Origin of the sequence: Streptomyces sp. NPDC091281 (assembly GCF_044757425.1) — a bacterium.
In the GTDB taxonomy this organism is placed as follows: Bacteria; Actinomycetota; Actinomycetes; order Streptomycetales; family Streptomycetaceae; genus Streptomyces.
The window spans coordinates 339,637-357,428 of record NZ_JBIVUY010000007.1; the positions used below are offsets into that span (position 1 = coordinate 339,637).

General features: G+C 74.1%; 15 protein-coding genes. 4 read left to right on the forward strand and 11 right to left on the reverse strand.

The window, feature by feature from the left end:
• Positions 1-29: 29 nt before the first annotated feature.
• The 6 genes from ACIQPQ_RS20615 to ACIQPQ_RS20640 all read right to left on the reverse strand — a co-directional run bounded on the left by ACIQPQ_RS20615 (position 30) and on the right by ACIQPQ_RS20640 (position 7,347).
• The gene (locus tag ACIQPQ_RS20615) at positions 30-1,154 is read right to left on the reverse strand and encodes an aminopeptidase P family protein (RefSeq protein WP_401305698.1); all 1,125 of its coding nucleotides are present in this window, start codon (positions 1,152-1,154) and stop codon (positions 30-32) included.
• A 164-nt stretch (positions 1,155-1,318) separates the two neighbouring features.
• Positions 1,319-1,870, reverse strand: a complete 552-nt coding sequence (locus ACIQPQ_RS20620; RefSeq protein ID WP_401305700.1) for a PDZ domain-containing protein — start codon at positions 1,868-1,870, stop codon at positions 1,319-1,321.
• Positions 1,871-1,979: 109 nt separating this feature from the next.
• Positions 1,980-4,169: a germacradienol/geosmin synthase Cyc2 gene (gene cyc2, locus ACIQPQ_RS20625; protein ID WP_401305702.1), complete on the reverse strand. Its 2,190-nt coding sequence runs from the start codon at positions 4,167-4,169 to the stop codon at positions 1,980-1,982.
• A gap of 174 nt (positions 4,170-4,343) precedes the next feature.
• The gene (locus ACIQPQ_RS20630) at positions 4,344-5,576 is read right to left on the reverse strand and encodes a damage-control phosphatase ARMT1 family protein (protein ID WP_401305704.1); all 1,233 of its coding nucleotides are present in this window, start codon (positions 5,574-5,576) and stop codon (positions 4,344-4,346) included.
• Positions 5,577-5,725: 149 nt separating this feature from the next.
• Positions 5,726-6,376, reverse strand: a complete 651-nt coding sequence (locus ACIQPQ_RS20635; protein ID WP_383779925.1) for a ScbR family autoregulator-binding transcription factor — start codon at positions 6,374-6,376, stop codon at positions 5,726-5,728.
• A 68-nt stretch (positions 6,377-6,444) separates the two neighbouring features.
• Positions 6,445-7,347, reverse strand: a complete 903-nt coding sequence (locus ACIQPQ_RS20640) for a ScbA/BarX family gamma-butyrolactone biosynthesis protein (protein WP_401305706.1) — start codon at positions 7,345-7,347, stop codon at positions 6,445-6,447.
• A gap of 177 nt (positions 7,348-7,524) precedes the next feature.
• On the opposite strand from ACIQPQ_RS20640, the gene ACIQPQ_RS20645 reads away from it, so the two are divergent.
• Positions 7,525-8,175 (forward strand): ScbR family autoregulator-binding transcription factor, encoded by a 651-nt coding sequence (locus tag ACIQPQ_RS20645; RefSeq protein WP_383779919.1) that lies wholly within the window; start codon positions 7,525-7,527, stop codon positions 8,173-8,175.
• Between the two features lie 234 nt (positions 8,176-8,409).
• Here ACIQPQ_RS20645 and ACIQPQ_RS20650 read toward each other — a convergent pair whose 3' ends face one another.
• On the reverse strand, positions 8,410-10,215 hold the full coding sequence (locus tag ACIQPQ_RS20650; protein WP_401305708.1) for a S8 family peptidase: 1,806 nt from the start codon (positions 10,213-10,215) through the stop codon (positions 8,410-8,412).
• A gap of 359 nt (positions 10,216-10,574) precedes the next feature.
• On the opposite strand from ACIQPQ_RS20650, the gene ACIQPQ_RS20655 reads away from it, so the two are divergent.
• Positions 10,575-11,654: a lytic polysaccharide monooxygenase gene (locus ACIQPQ_RS20655; protein ID WP_401305710.1), complete on the forward strand. Its 1,080-nt coding sequence runs from the start codon at positions 10,575-10,577 to the stop codon at positions 11,652-11,654.
• 60 nt (positions 11,655-11,714) lie between these two features.
• Here ACIQPQ_RS20655 and ACIQPQ_RS20660 read toward each other — a convergent pair whose 3' ends face one another.
• Positions 11,715-12,365: a Tat pathway signal sequence domain protein gene (locus ACIQPQ_RS20660; RefSeq protein WP_401305712.1), complete on the reverse strand. Its 651-nt coding sequence runs from the start codon at positions 12,363-12,365 to the stop codon at positions 11,715-11,717.
• A 637-nt stretch (positions 12,366-13,002) separates the two neighbouring features.
• On the opposite strand from ACIQPQ_RS20660, the gene ACIQPQ_RS20665 reads away from it, so the two are divergent.
• Positions 13,003-13,686, forward strand: a complete 684-nt coding sequence (locus tag ACIQPQ_RS20665; RefSeq protein WP_383779907.1) for a DUF6230 family protein — start codon at positions 13,003-13,005, stop codon at positions 13,684-13,686.
• Positions 13,683-14,183 carry a DUF6114 domain-containing protein gene (locus tag ACIQPQ_RS20670; protein WP_401305714.1) on the forward strand — a complete coding sequence of 167 codons (501 nt, stop codon included), beginning with the start codon at positions 13,683-13,685 and terminating at the stop codon, positions 14,181-14,183. Before ACIQPQ_RS20665 ends, ACIQPQ_RS20670 begins: the two co-directional genes overlap by 4 nt.
• 70 nt (positions 14,184-14,253) lie before the next feature.
• Here the strand turns inward: ACIQPQ_RS20670 and ACIQPQ_RS20675 are convergent, their stop codons facing one another.
• The 3 genes from ACIQPQ_RS20675 to ACIQPQ_RS20685 all read right to left on the reverse strand — a co-directional run bounded on the left by ACIQPQ_RS20675 (position 14,254) and on the right by ACIQPQ_RS20685 (position 17,789).
• Positions 14,254-14,673: an ankyrin repeat domain-containing protein gene (locus ACIQPQ_RS20675; RefSeq protein WP_401305716.1), complete on the reverse strand. Its 420-nt coding sequence runs from the start codon at positions 14,671-14,673 to the stop codon at positions 14,254-14,256.
• Positions 14,674-14,740: 67 nt separating this feature from the next.
• Positions 14,741-16,813 (reverse strand): aromatic amino acid lyase, encoded by a 2,073-nt coding sequence (locus ACIQPQ_RS20680; protein ID WP_401305718.1) that lies wholly within the window; start codon positions 16,811-16,813, stop codon positions 14,741-14,743.
• 19 nt (positions 16,814-16,832) lie between these two features.
• A complete protein-coding gene (locus ACIQPQ_RS20685) occupies positions 16,833-17,789 on the reverse strand; it encodes an ABC transporter substrate-binding protein (protein WP_401305720.1) in 957 nt (318 codons plus the stop codon).
• Positions 17,790-17,792: the final 3 nt, after the last annotated feature.

The following is a 17,792-nucleotide window of genomic DNA, read 5'->3' on the forward strand; positions in this document are numbered from 1 at the left end:
GGGCGGGGTCGTCCCGCGCGGGCGCCCGGTCACTCCACGACGACCATCTCGCGGGTGGTGGTGTTGAGGCGGCGCCCGCCGTCCTCGGTGACCGTCACGATGTCCTCGATGCGCACCCCGAACCGGCCGGGCAGGTAGACGCCGGGTTCCACGGAGAAGCACATGCCGGGCACGAGGGGCAGCTCCTCTCCCTCGATCATGTACGGCGGCTCGTGGGTGGTGACGCCGATGCCGTGGCCGGTGCGGTGGATGAAGTACTCCGCGTACCCGGCGTCGGCGATGACCGCGCGGGCGGCCCGGTCGACGTCCTGGCAGGCCGCGCCCGGCCGGACGGCCCGGAACCCGGCCTCCTGGGCGGCGCGGACCACGTCGTGGACGTGGCGCTCCTCGTCGGTGGGTTCGCCGACGTGCACGGTGCGGGAGGTGTCGGAGCCGTAGCCGTCCTTGAGACCGCCGAAGTCGAGGACGACCATGTCGCCGCGCTCGATGACGCGGTCGCCGACCTCGTGGTGCGGGTTGGCCCCGTTGGGGCCGGAGGCGACGATGGTGAAGTCGACCTGGGAGTGGCCGAAGCGGCGCAGCAGCGCGGCCAGGTCGGCGCCGACCTCGGTCTCCCGGCGGCCCGCGAACGGCACCCGGCGGATCTCCTCGAACGCCGCGTCGGCGGCGGCCCCGGCGGCGGCCATCAGCTCCAGTTCGGCCGGGTCCTTCACCGCGCGCAGCATGGGCAGGGCCTCGGTGAGCGCGGTGCAGGAGGTGCCGGGCAGGGTGCGCTGGAGGGCGAGCAGGTGCATCGCCCAGGCGTTGTCGCTGACGCCGAACCGGTGGCCGCCGGGCAGGTGGGCGGCGGTGAGGGCGTAGGGGTCCTGGCCGTCGGTCCAGTCGGCGAGGGTGAGGGCCGGGGCGGCGGTGGACTTCGCCGCGTCGGGCGCCTCCAGGGCGGGCACGACGAGCACCGGGTCGCGGTCCGGGGCCAGCACCAGCAGGGTGAGCCGCTCGGTGGGCGGCGGCGCGTACCCCGTGAGCCACACGAGGTCCGGGCCGGGCGCCACCAGCAGCCCGTCCAGCCCGGCGTCCCCGGCGGCCCGCGCGGCCCGCCGCATCCGGTCCCGGTGGTCCCCGGCACTGAACCCCACGGACCTGCTGCCGCTCATCCGGGCCTCCCTGGAGCAATGTGGCGACGACACTGTGCCTACGGCAGCATCCTGCCCGGTCGCGGGGGGCGGCGCGACCCCGTGGACGGGACGGGGGGCGCGCCTTGCACGGGTCCGGTGCCGCGACCGGTGCCGGGCGGGTCGGGCACGCCCGGTACGGGCCGCTACGTCACCACTCCGGGTACGACGGTCAGCTGGCGGTAGCCGCCGCTCGGGTGGCGGACGGTCAAGGTGGTGCGGGTGCCGGGGGTGGTGCGGTCGACGGCGTGGGCGAGGTCGGTGGCGGAGTCGACGCGGTGGGGGCCGAAGGTGAGGACGATGTCGCCGCGTCGCAGGCCCGCGGTGCGGCCGGGGCCGGGGTCGTGGACGGCGACGATCTCGGCGCCCGCCTTCGCCGCGTCCACCACCTCCAGGCCGAGGGTGGCGCGCGGCGACGGGGCGGGCAGGGCGGCGGCGGCCGGGACCTGTGCCGGGGCGGGCGGGGTCAGGCCGACGCGCTGGTAGAGGCCGGCCAGTGCGGGGGTGCCGACGAGGGCGGTGCCGACGGCGCCGACGCCGATGCCGCAGAGCACCAGGACCGTGGCGAGGCAGCCGCCGAGGAGCAGGGTCGTCAGGCGGCGGCCCCGGCGGCGGGCGGCGTGCGGGCGCCGGGGGCCGACGGCGGGGGTGGGTTCCTGGCCGGGCAGGGGCTTGGGACGTAACGCGGTCTGTTCCATGGATCGCCTCCGGAGGGTGCCTACCCGGGCGGCCGGAGGGCCACGAGCCACGAACGAGTGAGACTGCCGGGGGCCCGGACGCGGTACGCGCCGGGTCCCCGGCCGGGTCTCAGCCGAGGCTCAGGGACGGGACCGCCGGCAGGAGCGTGGCCGTGGGGGCGCGGTCCGGGAGGAAGCCGTGGGCGCGTCCGCCGAGCCACTCGGCCTTGTAACGGTCCACCTCGCGGTGCCAGTTGAGGATTCCGGCGAGCCAGTTCTCCAGGTCGGTCACGTACCGGCCCATCGCCGCGCGCGCCTCGTCCGACAGGTCGAAGTCGTCGTAGAGGACGGGCAGTTCGTGGGCGGTGACGTGCTCGAACTGCTGCATGCGCTGGGTCATGAGGTCGTGGACGATGCCGAGGCCGGTCGGGTAGTCGCAGCCGAAGAAGTTCTGCACGACGAGGATCGCGTTGTGGATCTCGCCCTCGTACTCGATCTCCTTCTGGTACGAGAAGACGTCGTTGAGGAGGCAGGCGTAGTCGATGGCCGCGTTCTCCAGGGAGCGCACTGGTCCGCTGGCGTACACCTCGGGCGGGATCGCGGGCCCGTGGCCCATCCGGCACATGCTGAGGGTGAGGTCGGAGCCGAAGGTGGCGCGGCGCATCTCCAGGTAGTCGACCGGGTCGGGGACGCGGTTCTGGATCTGGTTGGCCAGCTCCCACACCCAGCTCTCGGTCATCGCGTCGACCGCGGTGCGCAGGGTGCGCCGCTGCTCGGGCGTCATCCCGGCGGTAGTGAGCGCCCAGAGGTCGATCAGGCCGCGTTCCATGGCGTTGGCGGGGACGACGGGCGCCTCGTCGCCGTCGGGGTCCAGGGGCATGCAGGCGGAGAGCCGGGCGGTGGTGAGGCGGGCGGCGGCGAGGTCGCGCCGGTGGCCGTAGACGAGGGGGTAGTAGTCGTCGCCGTAGGTGCCCCAGGCGAGCCAGCGGGAGCTGAGGTCGAGCTGGTCGGGGGTGGCGTCGGGGTCGAGTCCGGCCGAGCACAGGGGGAGGTCGTAGGCGGCGAGTTTGTCCTCGTCCCAGACGCCCTCCTCCAGGATGCCCGTGCGGTGCGTCCACTCCAGCAGCCGGGTGCGGGCGCCCTCCAGGTGGGGGCTCAGCTCGACCTGGAACGGCATGTGGAAGTCGGGCAGCAGGGAGGGGCCGACCTTCTGGAACGGCACGTGCGTGTAGGCGCGCAGACGTTCGGCGGCGGCGGAGGCGAGGAGGGCGCCGACGTCGGCCGCGGAGGTGCCGGGGCCGGTGAGCTTCTGCCAGGAGGGCTGCGGGGCGGCGCCCTTGTTCATGTAGCGGCTGGAGCGCAGGTGCCATTCGTGGCCGCCGGACTGCCAGTCCTGGAGTCCCTTGGTGTAGGCGGCGACGGCGGCGATCTCGTCGGGCCGCAGGCCCTGTTCGAGGGCGACGGCGGGGACCTCGGTGAGCGCGGTGTGCTCGAACTGGTGGAGGCGGGAGGTGAGGATGTCGTTGACGGTCTCGGCGGCCTCCTGGGTGGAGCAGCCGAAGAACTTCTCCAACACCAGGACGCCGTTGCTGAGTTCGCCCTCGTCCTCGACCTCGCGCTGGTAGGAGAAGAGGTCGTTGCGGAGGTGGACGCCGTCGGAGAAGGTCTCCATCAGCACCCGCAGCGGCCTCGACTCGGCCACGGAGGCGGGGACTTCGGCGGTGGCGTACTCGACGAGCCCGGCCGACCAGGGGGCGCCGCCGACCTTGCGGCGCATCTCGATGTACTCGACGGGGTTGGCGACCCGCCCCTCGTTGATGTTGGACAGCTCCCACATCGACTCGTTGAGCAGGTGCTCGGTGGCGACGGCGAAGCGGCGCCGCCAGTCCGCGGACATCGCGGGCACCGTGCGCGTCCACAGGTCGGCGAGCCCGGCCTCGACCGGGTTCTCCGGCGCGGGCATCGGCGTCGACGGGTCGAGCGGCATGAACAGCGGGAGCCGGTCGAGGTGCGCCTTGCCCGCGGCGCGGTCCGGGGTGCGCTTGAACATGTCGAGGAAGTGGTCGTCGAAGAAGAACACCCACACGTACCAGTCGGTGATCAGCGACAGGGCGGGTCCGTCGCAGTCGGGGTGGGTGTAGGCGCAGAGCAGGCCGTAGTCGTGCGCGTCGAGGTCGGCCTGCTCCCAGATCCCGGACCCCTCCAGCATGCCCATCTCGCGTGCCCACTGCGTCGAGTGGGCGCGGGCCTCGTCGACGTGCGGGTTGAGCCGCGCGGGATACGGCATGTAGAAGTGCGGGAGTTCGAACGGCTGGGTCATGGCCGGGCCCTACCCGCGGCCCTCAAGGCCCATCCGCGGCGCGGCACATGATCACACCATCGCGTGAATCCGGGTCGAATCCTTGCGGATCGGGTGACGTCCGGCGCCACCGCGGGGCCCCCGAACGGCGCCGAAGAGGACGCCGTCGGGTGGCGTGGGCGGACGGTCGGTCCCTCAGGTCCGGACCTGGATCAGCGCGCGGGTGCCGTCCGTGCGCCAGCGCTGTCCCTCGGCGGCGACGAGCGCGGCCTCGGTCCCGGCCGACAGCCCCGTGATCACGTCCGACTTGAGGGTGCGCAGGGTGGCGACGGGGCCGGGGAAGTACGCCGTCGTCCGCGCGAAGGGCGTCGTGGGCGGCCAGCGGCGGTCGCCCACCAGGCGGCGGTAGTTGAGGTCGCCCTTGACGAGGGTGAGGCCGGCGGCGGCGAACTCGGCGCGCAGGTCGGCGGGCATGTCGGCGTACGGCAGGGGCGCGGCGGCGAAGGGGTGGACGCGGACGGCGAGGCGGCCGTCGGCGCTCGCGGCCCACAGGCGGCGCCCGTGGTCGGCGGCGGCGCCCGGCGCGGCGGTCAGGCGGCGCAGGGCATCGACGACGTCGGTGGTCGTGGCGTCGGAGACGTAGTACGGGTACGGCTTGACGTACAGGACGACGCGGGCGGCGAGGCCGTGGGTGAGCAGGTGGTCGGCGAGGAGCAGGTCGGGGACGAGTTCGCGGCCCGCGTTGTCGGCGACCAGGCACACCGTGCCGGTGGCCGCGCCGGGCGCGGCGAGCAGCGCCCACAGGGTGTCGCTGTCGTCGGCGACGAGCGCGGGGACGGCGGCCCGTTCGTGGGCGTCGGCGTCGGAGAGGCGGAAGCCGAGGTCGGCGCGGTTGCCCCAGAGGGAGCCGTGCAGCAGTGCCCGGCCGCGCTCCGCCGGGGTGCGGTCGGCGAGGGCGTCGAGCGCGGCGAGTTCCTCGTCGGTCTCGGGGCTGTCCAGTTCGGCCTGCTTGAAGGGGCGGAAGGGGTCGATGCCCTGCCAGGGGCCGCCGTCCGTGAAATAGCCGACCGCTTGCAGGAGTTGCCGGTAGAAGTAGCTCTCCGACCACAGCCACGGCACGTCGGACCAGGACCGGCCCACGGCGGTGTCGAGGCCCCAGGTGTGCCAGCGGGCCCGGTCGGGGGCGTCGTCGGGAAGGTCCTCGATGACGCCTTCCGCGCAGTTCGCCAGGAGCGCGTCGAGGGCGCGCCGCACGTCGGGCCCGTACGGGAAGGCGTCCGCGACCTGCCGGACGATCGCGGGGTGCCGCTCGGCCAGTACGCCGTGGGGGAAGGAGCCGGGCTCGTTCCCGAGGAGCACGGGAGGCGGGGCGGGGGCGGCGGGCGGTGCGGGGTCGGCAGGTGCGGGCGGGCCGGGGGTGTCGGGCATGCCGGTCACGCTATCGCGGGGGCGCGCCGCTCCCCCGCCTCCGCCCCGGCGGCCCTGCCGACGCACCGGACGCCCCCGCCGCGGCCCCGGGCACGCGCGCGGCCCCGGGCGCCCCGCCCGCGCGTCGTCCGGTTCCCCGTCGTACGCCGCTACATCGTCGCCATGACCTCCCGTTCCAGGCGGGCCGCGAGGCTGAGGTAGCGGGGGCGGCGCGGGACCGGGACCAGGCCGCGGATGAGGACCACCCACATTTCGGCCATCCGGCGCGGCAGCCGTGCGCTGGGCTCGCGGGAGCGGCCCACCACGCGGGTGCCGACGAAGAAGCAGACCAGCGAGTGGGCGACGACGTCCACGTCGACGTCCGGATGGATGTCGGACTCGCGGACGGCGGCGACCAGGCGGCGGGTGATGAGGTCCATCCACTCGGTGAAGGGATGCGGCACCGGCGCGCGCACGGGCACGCCTCCGGTGGCCAGCCGCAGCCCCGCGCGGGCGATCGGTCCCTCGACCGACAGCCGGGTGAGGCCGAAGGTCAGGCGCATCACGGCTTCGAGCGAGGCGCAGCCCCGCTCGTCTATCTCCCCGGCGACGCGGCGTGAGGCCTGCGACTGGAGCTCCATGATGGCGTGCGCCAGATCTTCCTTGGCCGCGAAGTGGAAGTAGAGCGCGCCCTTGGTGACATGGGCGTGCTCGACGATGTCGCTCAGGCTGGTCGACTCGTAGCCGTGCCGGTCGAACAGGTCGGCTGCGGCCGTGATGATCGTCGCGCGGGTCTGTTCCGCGCGTAACTGCCTCACCATCGACTGACTCCTGGGGCCTAAAGAGAACGGGTCATGCCGTTTGTTTCTCACCCCCAGTAAACAACAGTTCACGGAAGGGCGGTACCGACCCGGCATTCGAAGACGGTGGACTCCCCCTGGAGTCCGATGACTTGGACCTCGGTGGCGGAACCGCCCCTGACCTCGATCCAGATGGGGGCGTCCAGCTCGCCGTACCGGTGAAATACGGCGTGGTAGGCCCCTGTTGGGTGCTCGGCGGGCAGGCTGAGCCGGGCCGCCTGGCGGGCGGACTCCAGCAGCAGCATGCCTGGAACATGGTCCAGCGGATGGTCAAAGAAAACGGGGTGTGCGGTATGTACACGGAGCTGCCAGCGGTCCGTCCGGTCCGTCGGCGCCAGGACGACGTCCGTGGGCAGCGCGCGGCCGACGGCCTCGGCGGGGACCCCGTCCGGCACCGGGACGGCGGTCACGGTCTCCGCGGTGCGCCCGCCGCGCAGCCGTCGGTAGACGGGCCCGCTGACGCAGGTGAAGGCCACGTCGGCGGTCGCCACCCGCTTCCCGTCGCGCAGCACGTACGCGGCGTAGCGGGCTCCGGCGGGGCGGCGGCCGCGGTACTGGACGTCGGTGAAGACGAGCTCCACCTCGGGCTCGGCGGGCAGCGGGCCGACGCCCAGACCGTCCGCCTCCGTGTCGACCTGGAACTCCTGGAGGACGAACTGCTGGTCAAGGGGCACGTCGTACTCGGTGTGCGAGATGAGCGTCCCGGCCTGCCGGATCGTCTCCACGACCAGGAGCGGGTCGTAGGCGGTCCAGTCCGGGGACACGTGTAATCCGTGCGCGCGCGGCCACTGCGCGGAGACCGTGAACCGGTCGTCGCCGGTGCGCCGCCAGTCGGTCAGGAACGTCTCCGCGACGGCGGCGCGGTGCACGAGCTGGCGCGGCACAGTCGCGGTCAGGGACGGGGCTCCGGCGAACTGCCGCGATCGAGTCATCTCTTGCTCCCTACGGTCCCCGAAGGCGACGGCCGACGTCGGACCCGCACTCCGGTGAGCGTTAGAGTACGAGCCGACCGGTTTGTTTTCAATGCGATCAGTCGACGGCATCCTATGATCGGGCCGGACCCGCGGCGCTCGCGGGGACGGCCGACTCGGTGCCGTGGAGGGGCTCTTATGGCGAAACAGGAGCGCGCGATCAGGACGCGCCGGGCGATCCTGGAAGCCGCCGGTGCGGTCTTCGACGAGCACGGCTACGCGTCCACCACGATCGCCATGGTCCTGGAGCGCGCGGAGGTCACCAAAGGCGCCCTGTACTTCCACTTCGCGTCGAAGGAGTCGCTGGCCCAGGCGGTGCTCGACGAGCAGGTGCCGTTCGGCGCGGTCCCCTCACAGCCCTGCAAGGTGCAGGAGATAGTCGACATGACGTTCGTGGTGGGGCACCGGCTGCTGGGGAACGCCCTGCTGCGCGGCAGTGTGCGGCTGGCGGTGGACCAGGAGACGCCGTCGGGTGTGGACCACGGCGAGCCGTTCCGGCAGTGGGCGCAGCGGCTCACGGGGCTGCTGGAGCTGGCGCGGGAGCGGGGCGAGCTGCTGCCGACGGTGAAGCCGCGGGAGACGGTGGAGCTGCTGGTGGGGTCGTTCACCGGCATACAGCTGATGTCGCGGGCGCTGACCGACCGCGCCGATCTCGCGGACCGGCTGTCGGTGATGTGGGCGCACATCCTGCCCAGCATCGCGGTGCCGGGTCTGCTGCCGGGCCTGGACGCCCGCGCCGACCGGGGCGCCCGGGTGCTCGCGTCGCTGGAGGAGCGGGCGGCGTCGTAGGCGGGTCGGCTCTGCGGGGCCGGCCTCGCGGCCGGGGGCGGGCGCCAGGTGGCCCGCGTGACCGGGACGCCGCCGGGTGGGCGCCGGACGACGGGCGGAAGACGGGCGGCGGGCGGAAGACGGGCGGCGGGCCGGCCGGTGTCCATCCACACCGGCCGACCCGCCCGTTCGTGCCGCGGAGGCGTGCTCCGCGTCGCACTCCGGAGAGTGCCGCGCCCCGGAAGGCGCCGTGCCCTAGAAGGTCAGGTTCCAGCCATTGATCCGGCCGGTGTCCTGGGCGGCGGTGTCCTGCACGCGCAGCTTCCAGGTGCCGTTGGCCGCCTCGGCGGAGGCGTTCACCGAGTAGGTGGTGACGATGTTGTCCGCGGAGTCCGAGGAGCTGGCCGCCTTCAGCCGGTAGGCCGTGCCGTCCGGGGCGATCAGGTCGACGACCAGGTCACCGCGGTAGGTGTGGGTGATGTCCACGCCGACCGGGAGCGCCGAGGGGGCGTTGCCGGTACGGCCGGTCACAGTGATCGGGGACTCGACGGCGGCGCCGTTGTCCGGGATCGCGAGGGCACCGGTGCTGGCGAAGGTGGCGCCGGTGGAGCCGCCGCCGGTGACCGCGGCCACCGTCTTGGCCGCGTCCGCCAGACCCGCGCCGCAGCCGCCGGAGCAGGCGCCGGGCAGCGGACGGGCGTTGGCCTTGATCGCGGACTCGATCTGGGCCGGGGTCAGCGCGGGGTTCGCCGACTTCAGCAGGGCGGCGAGGCCCGCGATGTGCGGGGTGGCCATGCTGGTGCCCTGGTAGTACGTGTAGTTCTCGGCCACCGGCGTCTTGGTGCCGGAGTTCAGCGTCGACAGGATGCCGTTGCCGCTGACGGCGGTCTCGCCGCCGGGCGCCGAGATGTCCACCAGGGAACCGTAGTTGGAGTAGTACGCCTTGGCGCCGGCGCGGTTGGTGGCGGCGACCGAGATCACGTTGGCGCAGTTGCCGGGCGAGTGCCCGGAGACGTTCTCGTCGTCGTTGCCGGACGCGACGACGACGGTGGTGCCGCGGCCGACGGCCGCGTTGATCGCGGTCTGGGTGGCCGAGGTGCACGCGCCGTCGCCGCCGAGGCTCATGTTGATGACCTTGGCCGTGTTGGCGTTGGCGGGCACACCGGAGACGGTGCCGCCGGAGGCCCAGGTGATGGCGTCGATGATGTCGGAGTCGTAGCCGCCGCACTTGCCGAGGACGCGGACCGGGGAGATCTTCGCGCCGTGGGCGATACCGGCGATGCCCTTGCCGTTGCCGGTGGCGGCGGCGATGGTGCCCGCCACGTGGGTGCCGTGCCAGGACGACGGCGCGGCCTTGCGGCCGGTGCCGCAGTCGTTGGCGTTCGACCAGTCGCCCGGGTCGGCCGGGTTGTTGTCGCGGCCGTTGCCGTCGACGGAGACGGCGGTGTCGCCGATGAAGTCGTAGCCCGCGACGATGTTCGCCGCGAGGTCGCTGTGGGTGACGTAGCCGGTGTCGATGACGGCGACGGTGACGCCCGCGCCGGTGGCCTTGGACCAGGCACCGGGGACGTTCATACCGGCCGTGGACTCGAAGAGGTCCCACTGCTTGGTGTACTCGGTGTCGTTCGGGTCGGCCTGCGGCGTGTTGAGGCGGTCCGGGACGACGTAGGCGACCTGCGGGTCGGCCTGGTAGCTGGCCACGACGTCCGCGACGTCGGCGCCGGTGGCCCGCTCGCCGAGGTCGACGAGGGCGGCGCCGGTGCCGAGGCGGCGCGCGAAGTCGACGTCGGTGCCGGTCTGTTCGGCCTTGGCGGCGGCGTCGGCCTCGGCGGCCGGGTTCGACTTCGCCTCGCTGGCACCGGACTTGTAGCCGACGATGAGGCGCTCGGCCGGGGTGCCGGGCGCGGCCTCGGTCTGGGCGGTGGGGACGGTGGGGGCGGTGCTCCGGGGCGCGCCGTCGGGGGCGGCGGCGACCGAGGCGGTCGTGGCGGCGGTGAGGAGGGCCGCGGAGAGGGCGGCGACGGATATGAGGTTCCGTCTGAGGGCAGGGGAGGTACGCAAGGGGCGTGCCTTTCGTCGCCGGCTCCGCGGGGGGCGCGGAGCAGCAGTCGATTCGCTTCTTCATCGAAGCGGCGGGGGGTGAATCGAGCAGACGCGATGGCCGGCCAGGGCGCGGGGCCGGCCCCTGCGGGGTTACCTGTGGGTCGGCTGAGCAGGAACGATAGGCAAAGAAATCGCCAACGGGATACGGGGGAAACCCTCGATCCGGCCGGAACACCCCCCTCGGCGGCCCGAAACGGCGTGCGAATGCCCCGAATTGCCGCGAACGAGCGTGCCGCGGTGGCGCGTTGAACACCCTGGACGACAGGTCCGTACTGAACGGTGAGTCCGTAACCGCGCCTGCCGAGGAGACGTCCCCGATGCGCCGCACGACCCCCAACCGCCCTGGTCCAGACCATGGTTGCCCCGAACGCCGCACCACGGGCGGGACGGCGCCGCGCCTCTCCGGCCCGCGTCTCCCCTCCGCCGACCGCGCGCCGGACGGCGGCGGGTCCCGGCGGCGCGCGCGGCGGGCCGCGGCGCTGTCGGCCGTCGTGCTGGGCCCGCTCCTGCTGGGGTGGTGGGGCGCCGTCCCGGCGCAGGCGCACGGGGCGCCCAGCGATCCGGTCAGCCGGGTGTACGGCTGCTCGCCCGACGGCGGGACGCCGTCCCGGTCCGCGGCCTGCCGGGCGGCGGTCGCCGCCAACGGGGCGCCGTTCACGGCCTGGGACAACCTGCGGGTGCCGGACGTGAACGGCCGGGACCGGCAGGTGATCCCCGACGGGCGGCTGTGCAGCGGCGGTCTCGCGGCCTACCGGGGGCTCGACCTCGCCCGCGCCGACTGGCCCACGACCCGCCTGGCACCGGGCGGGACGCTGCGGATGACGTACGCCTCGACGATCCCGCACACGGGCACGTTCCGGCTGTATCTGACGAAGCCCGGATACGACCCGACCGAGCCGCTGACCTGGTCGGATCTTCCGGAGCGGCCGTTCGCGCAGGTCCGTGACCCGGCGCTGACCGGCGGCGCCTACCGGTTCACGGCGAAGCTGCCCGCCGACCGGACGGGACGTCAGCTCCTGTACGTGGTCTGGCAGAACAGCAGCACGCCGGACACGTACTACTCCTGCGTGGACGTCGAGTTCCCCGGCCGGGCGGCGGGCGCGGCGGCCCCGGCGCCCGCTCCGTCGGCGGCACGGACGACGGCCGCGGCCTCCCCGGCCCCGGCGAGGACCTCGCCGTCCGCGAAGGCGTCGCCGAGCCCGTCCGCGACGGGGACGTCCGCCGCGCCGGACCGGGCGGCGGCCTCCGGGGTGCCCGCCGCGGCGACGCCCGCGAGCACCCCGGTGGCGGCGACCGGCGCCGGTTCCGGTCCGAACACGCCGCTGATCGCGGGCGCCGCCGCGGTGCTGGCCCTCACGGGCGCCGCCGCGCTGTGGACGCGCCTGCGGCGGCGCTGAGCGGGCGCCGCCCACGGCACGCGACAGGCCCTGGGCGGCGCAACCGGCCCCTGGTGCGGGTCAGTTCACGGTGACGGCCGCGCCCGCGTCGTTCACCGGGGCGTACTTGGCGGTGAAGAAGCCGTTGGCGAAACAGAGCGACGAGCCGGACGCCTTGGTGAACTGCTGGTTGGTGAAGGCGATGCTGTTGTCGGTGTTGTCGGCCACGCCGGTCAGACTCGGCGCCCGGTAGACGCAGTTGATGGTGCCGAGCAGGGTGCGCAGCACGACCGTGGTCTGGATGGTCGAGCCCGCCGCCGGGGTGACGGTGAGGGTGCCCGCCGAGGAGACGGCCGCGCCGTAGGGCAGGTTGTTGACGGTGATGCTGTTGACGCCGAGCACGCCGAGGACGTTGGTGGTGCAGCTGCCGAAGGAGTGGGCGGTGAGCGACTCGGTGGCCGTGCCGGGGGCGGTGGGGTTGGCGGTGACGGTGGCGCTGAACCCGGAGGAGGCGCAGGTGACGCCGCTGGTGCCGGTGGCGGTGGAGTAGAGGGTGGCCGTGGTGCCCGCGGCCAGGGACGCGTTGAGGACGGTTCCGACGGCCACGTCACCGTTGACGGTGGTGAGGACCACGGGGCCGGCGGCGGAGGCCGGTCCGGCGGCGGCCACCGCGAACGCGGCGAACGCGGCGGGGACGGCGGCGAGGGCGAGGAGAGGACGACGAGTGCGCATGCGGGTGCCTCGTTTTCTCAAGTGGGGGCGGTGCGAGGGGAGTCGGCGGACGCGTGTGCGTCCGCCGGGGGCCGGCCCGTGACGCCTTCTCCGTACGTGACGGACCGGCCGCGCGGGCGCGCCGGGGCGGGCCGGCAGGGAGGTCCGGCCGTGCGGGACGCCGTGGTGGAGGCGGCAGAAAGCCCGTGCTGGATGCGCGGGCGGCTGTACCCGTACTGAGCTGGAGTCCGGCCGTCGGGGTGCGGCGGCCGGACCGGGTCCGGGAAGGCGCGGCAGGAAGACGCCGCGCTGCGAATCCGGCGCCACGGATTCGGAGTGAGCCACGAGAGTTGTAGACCTGAGATTCCGTCAACGTCAATACAGAGTAGTTAAATTGACGGTCCAACAGATATATGCGAAGAACGCGCGGACGCCCTGCCCACCGGGGTCGCACCGGACGGACACCGTTTTTCCACACCTCCCTTGACCCTGTGGTGTAACCATCGGTAACTTCCGAGAAGGCTACTGCCGCGTAACGAGAAAGCCCTTGCGTCCTCCGGGAGTCCGCGAGGGGTCGTGACCGGCGCCTTCGCCGTCCGCGCCAGGACGACGGGTACGGACAAGAGCCCACCCGCACGACCATCCCCTGGGAGCAGACATGGCCTCGTCCCCGGACGTCACGTCGTCCGCCGAGCACACACCGGACCACCCGCGGCCCGAGAGCCCGCCGCCCGGCGCACCGGACCGGCGCGGCCGGGTCCGGCTGCGCCGGGCGGCCGTGCTGGCGGTGCCCGCGACCGTGGTCGTGGCGGGGCTCGCCGTCCTCACCGCCCAGGGTGCCCTGGGCGTGCAGTTCGCGATCTCCGGCATGCCCTTCGTGGTCACCGCGGACAAGCTGGAGGGCGACGGGTTCGCCCAGTTCGGCTCGTTGGACCACATGATCGAGAACAGCCCCAACGAGGGCGACACCGGCGGCCAGGTCCTCGTCGTCACCTCGGTGGTGAAGTCGGGCAAGCTGACCAACCTGTGCCAGAGCGTCGACCTCGGCGGCGTCCAGCTCGTCCTCACCGCCGGGGACAAGGGAACCAAGGTCGCGGTGGAGAACCTCGCCATCGACTCCGACGACATCACCGGCGACGCGGCGTTCAACAACATCGAGATCGGCCGCGACGCCAGCACCTTCGACAAGGTCGACACCCGCGGCCTGCCCGGTGTCTACGGCCAGCAGGCCGACAAGGTCGTCATCAACAACCTGTACCAGCACAACTACGCCGCCACCGCAGCCGTGTTCAAGCTTCCGGGCCTGCACATGCGGTTCGGGGGCGAGGGCTGCCCGCGGTGAACCGGTTCCGGCGGTGGAGCGCGCGCCGCCCCTTCCCCGGCGGTCTGCTGCTCGCGCTGGGCGGGGCGGAGATCCTGCTGACCATGAAGGCGCCGCTGCCGGTGATCCTGCACATCGGCGCCCAGGGCCTGGCGGGCTATCTGCTGCCGACGCTCATGGTGCTGATCGGCCTGCTGATCCTCTTCAACCCGACGCAGCGTCTCTTCTACTCGATCGTGGGGGTCCTGCTCTCCCTCGGCACCTGGCTCACCTCGAACCTCGGCGGCTTCCTCGTCGGGCTGGTGCTCGGGGTCGTCGGCAGCAGCCTGGCCTTCGGCTGGCTGCCCGACCAGGAGTCGCGCCGCGTCCGGCGCGCACGCCGCCGGGCCGGACGCGCGACGCCCACCGCCGACGCCGAGGACGACGCCGAGGACGACGCGGTGGACGGGAAGGCTGCGGTGGACGAGGGCGGTGCGCCGGAGGGACCGTCGCTGACGAAGGCCCACGGGACCGCCTGAACGCCGAGTGCCCGCCTGAACGGGGCGTGCCCTCCTGAACGGGGCGGGTCTCCGGGCCGGGAGTACCCCGCTACGCCGTCGCCCCCGCCGCCCGCAGGACGGCGACGGTGCCGGGGTGCGGCCCCGCCTCGGCCCACTCCAGCGGGGTACGGCCCGTGCCTCCGTCCTCGCGCAGGCCGGGGTCGGCGCCATGGGCGAGCAGCACGGTGACCGTCCGGGTGTGGCCCCAGCAGGCGGCCGCGCAGAGCGGGGTGCCGTCGGCGCCGGGGCCCGCGCTCTCCGCGTCGGGCGGGGCCCCGGCCGACAGCAGCCGCCGCACCACGGCGGCGTCGCCCTGCACGGCGGCCAGGTAGAGCGGGGTGGTGCCGTCCCGGTCGGGCGCCGCCGGGTCGGCCCCCGCCGCCAGCACGCTGGCCACCAGGCGTCCTTGTCCCCGCAGCACGGCCGTGTGCAGCAGCGGGGCGAGCTTCTTGTGCCGTCTTCGGTTCACGGGCGGGACCCTAGACCCGGACCGCCCCCGCCTGCGCGGGATTTCCCGCCCTGCACCGTCGTCGCGCTCACAACTCCGCGAGCACCGGCAGGAGTTCGGCGGCGGCGAGGACGTCCCCGGTGAGCGGGCGGTCCTCGGTGCCGTCCGGGAGGGCGGCGGCGGCCACCGTGAAGGCGGGCACGTCGGGGCATACCGGGTGCATGCGCAACGCCCGTACGGCGGCGACGAGTTCGCAGGCGAGGACGGTGACGTACGCCTCCGTCGCGCGCAGGGTCTGGCGGGCGGACTGGCCCGCGAAGCTGGCCGCCTCCTCCAGACCGTGGGAGAGGACGGCGTGCCCGGTGGAGGCGGGCGCGGCCCCCGCCCGTACCTCGGCGAGCGCCGAGTGGGACGTGTACTCCAGGATCATCGTGCCCGAGCTGCTGGCCGGGCCGGTGGCGAGGAACGCGGTCAGCCCGGTGAGGGCGGGGTCGCCGAGCGCGGTGAGCCGGGCGGCGGAGAGCTGCGCGGTCTGGAGCAGGGCGAGGTTCGCCGTCTCCAGGGCGAGGCCGAGCGGCGCGGCGAAGAAGCCTCCGTGGTGGTAGGCGGCGGTCCCGCCGGGGTCCATCAGGGGGTTCTCCGAGGGGCAGTTGATCTCCACCTCGACGACCTCGCGCAGCCGGTCGGCGGCGTCGAGGGCGCACCCGTGCACCTGCGGGAAGGCCCGGAAGCCGAACGGGTCCTGGATACGGCGGCCCGGTACGGCGGGCCGGTCGGGCAGCCCGAGCAGCCGCCGTACCTCACCGGCCGCGCGGGCCGCGCCCCGGTACGGCCGCAGGGCGTGCACGGGAGCGGCGTACGCCTCGGCCGCGCCGGACACCGCGGCCAGCGACAGCGCGGCGACGGCGTGCCCGGCCCGCAGCAGCTGTCCCAGCCGGAATCCGGCGAGCGCGGCCTGCCCCAGCGCGAGGGCGTTGCTGCTCAGCAGCGCGAGCGCGTCGCCCGCCCGCAACGTGACGGGCCGGGGCAGGGCCTGCCCGGCGGGGGCCGCCCCCTCCCACGCCCCGGCGGGCGGAGCAACACCCCCGGGCCCAGGCGGAGCAACGCCCCCGGGCCGCTCCCCCACCGGCACGGAGCCGAAGCCGGACGGCGCACCCGGCCGCGCACCCGGCCGCGTACGCGACGCGCCCGCCTCGGGCGGCGCGGCGGGCGACGGTATCGCGCTCAGGGGCGGGGCGGCGGGCGCGGGTATGCCCATCAGCGGTGTCGGGGCGGGCTCGGGGACCCCGGCCGGGGCCGGGCGGCCCGCACCGGACTCGGGGCTCCGGCCGGGCGAGGGCGCCAGGTCCGTGCGGGGCGGGACGTCCGGCGGCATCCCGGAGACACGGGACGGGTCACCGGGCCCTGCGCCCGTACGCGGGGAGTCACCGGACCCGGCAGCCCTGCGCGCCGGCTCGTCAGCCCCCGCCCGCGACACCTCGCCCGGCCCCCCGGCCGTACGCGACGCGCCACCCGGCGGCGCCGCGGCCACCACCACCGGGACTCCCGCGCCGGGGCCGGTGGCGTCCGGGGACGCCGGGAGGACCGCCACGACCGGTGGGGCCGCAGCGGGTGCGGAGGGACCCGGCGAGGGGGCGGCGGCGGGGTGGTCGGCGGTGTACGGGAGCCAGGGGCGTTCGCCGAGGAGGGTGAGGCCGGTCTGGGCGAGGGCGGTCAGGTCGCCGGTGCCGATGCCGCCGTACTCGTTGACGGCGGGGTGGACGCCCAGGCGAAGGGCCTCGGCGAGGGCGTCGACGAAGTCGGGGTGGATGCCGGAGCCACCGGCCAGGAGCTGGTTGACGCGGACCGCGAGCATCGCCCGGACCTGCCGGTCGGGCAGCAGGGCGCCCGCGCCGCCCGCGTGGCTGCGCAGCAGCCGCAGGCCGTGCGCGGCCTCGTCCCCGTCCTCGACGGCGACCCCGCGGTGGGCGCCCACGCCGGTGCCGCGGCCGTACAGCCGCCCGGCGGCGGCGAGGCGCTGTCCGGTGTGCCAGGACCGCACGGCCCGCTCGCGCGCCGCGGGGTCGACCACGGGCACGCCCTCGCCGTCGACGAGCGCGATCAGCTCGGCGACGGTGAGGGCGGTGCCGTTCAGGACGATCCGGCGTGCGGGCGTGTCCACCGTGCGCAGGGGGAGCCGGTCAGGCGAGGCCGGCCGACTTCAGCCACGCCTTGGCCACGTCCAGCGGGTCCTTGCTCTCCAGCTGGACCTGCGCGTCGAGGTCGAGGAGGGCCTTGGTGTCGAGCTTGGCGGAGACCGCGTTGAGCGCGTCCACGCCCTCCTGGGGGAGGTCGCTCTTGTAGACCAGCGGGGTCACGTTGGCGAAGCCGAAGAGGTTCTCGGGGTCCTTGAGGACCACGAACTTCTCCTTGACGATGGTCGGGTCGGTCGTGAAGATGTCGGCCGCCTGGACGGTGTTCTTCTTCAGCGCCGCCTGGGTCAGCGGACCACCGGCGTCGAGGGCCTTGAACGACTTGAACTTCAGGCCGTAGACCTCCTCCAGGCCGACCATGCCCTGCTTGCGGGTCTGGAACTCGGGCGAGCCGCCGAGGACCAGGTCGGGGGCGATGTCCTTGAGGTCGGCGAGGCTCGACTCGGCCGTGAGGTTGTACTTCTTCGCGGTCTCGGCGTTGACCGAGACGGAGTCCTTGTCCTCGGCGGGCGAGGACTCCAGCAGGGTCAGCTTGGAGTCGAGCTTGGCCTTCGCCGCCGCGTTGACGTCGGCGAGGGACTTCTGCTCGGCCTTGGCGTCGAGATAGGCGAGGAGCGAGCCGTTGTACTCCGGCAGAACGGTGATGGAACCGTTCTTGAGCAGGCCGTACGTGGTCTCGCGGCTGCCGATGTTCGGCTTGTAGGACACCTTGATGCCCTTGGCCTTGAGGGCTTCGCCGTAGATGTCGGCGAGCAGGATGCTCTCGGCGAAGTTGTTGGAGCCGACGACGACGGTCCCGCCGTCGGCCTTGTCCTCGGCGAGCGGGTCGGAGCCGTCGTCGGACGACGAGCACCCCGCCAGCAGGGCCGTGATGGCGGCGAGCGCGAGGGCCGCCGCTCCGGGGTGGTTCCTGAAGGACCTGCTGCTCTGGGCGTTGGAAGTCACGGT

Bases quoted from the DNA above. Each gene is read 5' to 3' on its own strand.
- ACIQPQ_RS20615 (WP_401305698.1), bottom strand. From the start codon at position 1,154: ATGAGCGGCAGCAGGTCCGTGGGGTTCAGTGCCGGGGACCACCGGGAC.
- ACIQPQ_RS20620 (WP_401305700.1), bottom strand. From the start codon at position 1,870: ATGGAACAGACCGCGTTACGTCCCAAGCCCCTGCCCGGCCAGGAACCC.
- cyc2 (WP_401305702.1), bottom strand. From the start codon at position 4,169: ATGACCCAGCCGTTCGAACTCCCGCACTTCTACATGCCGTATCCCGCG.
- ACIQPQ_RS20630 (WP_401305704.1), bottom strand. From the start codon at position 5,576: ATGCCCGACACCCCCGGCCCGCCCGCACCTGCCGACCCCGCACCGCCC.
- ACIQPQ_RS20635 (WP_383779925.1), bottom strand. From the start codon at position 6,376: ATGGTGAGGCAGTTACGCGCGGAACAGACCCGCGCGACGATCATCACG.
- ACIQPQ_RS20640 (WP_401305706.1), bottom strand. From the start codon at position 7,347: ATGACTCGATCGCGGCAGTTCGCCGGAGCCCCGTCCCTGACCGCGACT.
- ACIQPQ_RS20645 (WP_383779919.1), top strand. From the start codon at position 7,525: ATGGCGAAACAGGAGCGCGCGATCAGGACGCGCCGGGCGATCCTGGAA.
- ACIQPQ_RS20655 (WP_401305710.1), top strand. From the start codon at position 10,575: ATGCGCCGCACGACCCCCAACCGCCCTGGTCCAGACCATGGTTGCCCC.
- ACIQPQ_RS20660 (WP_401305712.1), bottom strand. From the start codon at position 12,365: ATGCGCACTCGTCGTCCTCTCCTCGCCCTCGCCGCCGTCCCCGCCGCG.
- ACIQPQ_RS20665 (WP_383779907.1), top strand. From the start codon at position 13,003: ATGGCCTCGTCCCCGGACGTCACGTCGTCCGCCGAGCACACACCGGAC.